The sequence below is a fragment of the Xanthomonas pisi DSM 18956 genome (assembly GCF_001010415.1).
Classification (GTDB): domain Bacteria; phylum Pseudomonadota; class Gammaproteobacteria; order Xanthomonadales; family Xanthomonadaceae; genus Xanthomonas; species Xanthomonas pisi.
Map to the genome: position 1 here is coordinate 1 of NZ_JPLE01000339.1, position 417 is coordinate 417.

Consider the following 417-nt stretch of genomic DNA (forward strand, 5'->3'; position numbering starts at 1 on the left):
CCGTCTGGCAGGGATTGTTGACGATATGCTGGCCCGTCGCCGGGAGCTTATCCGTGAGGCAGGACTGGAAGAGAGCGGCGTGGGGGATGCCTGGCAGAAAGCCTACCGTTACTACGTTCCCCTGAAAGGGCAGGATGTTGACGGTGTGGTGTCACTGCCACGTACAGGCAAGGGATTCACCATCGGCGGGCGTGAAAGTAAGCAGGCCATGGGGCGCGCATCCCGCGCACAGTCTCCTTCCACTCAGGCGATACAGGATTTGAGCGAATCACTGATCCGCAATCGCAAAAATGAAGTGGGTAACGCCTTCCTGAAACTGGTACAGGATAATCCCGACAAGGATTACTGGCAGGTATTCACCGATGACAGACCGGATACCATGCGGACGATTGCAGAGCGCAAGGACCAGGAAACTGG

At 57.1% G+C, this 417-nt stretch carries 1 protein-coding gene; it reads left to right on the forward strand.

Annotation, left to right across the window (positions count from 1 at the left end; all coding sequences use genetic code 11):
- Positions 1-25: 25 nt before the first annotated feature.
- Positions 26-417: hypothetical protein (locus Y887_RS20895; protein WP_211257049.1), on the forward strand; the 392-nt coding region annotated here is incomplete at its 3' end.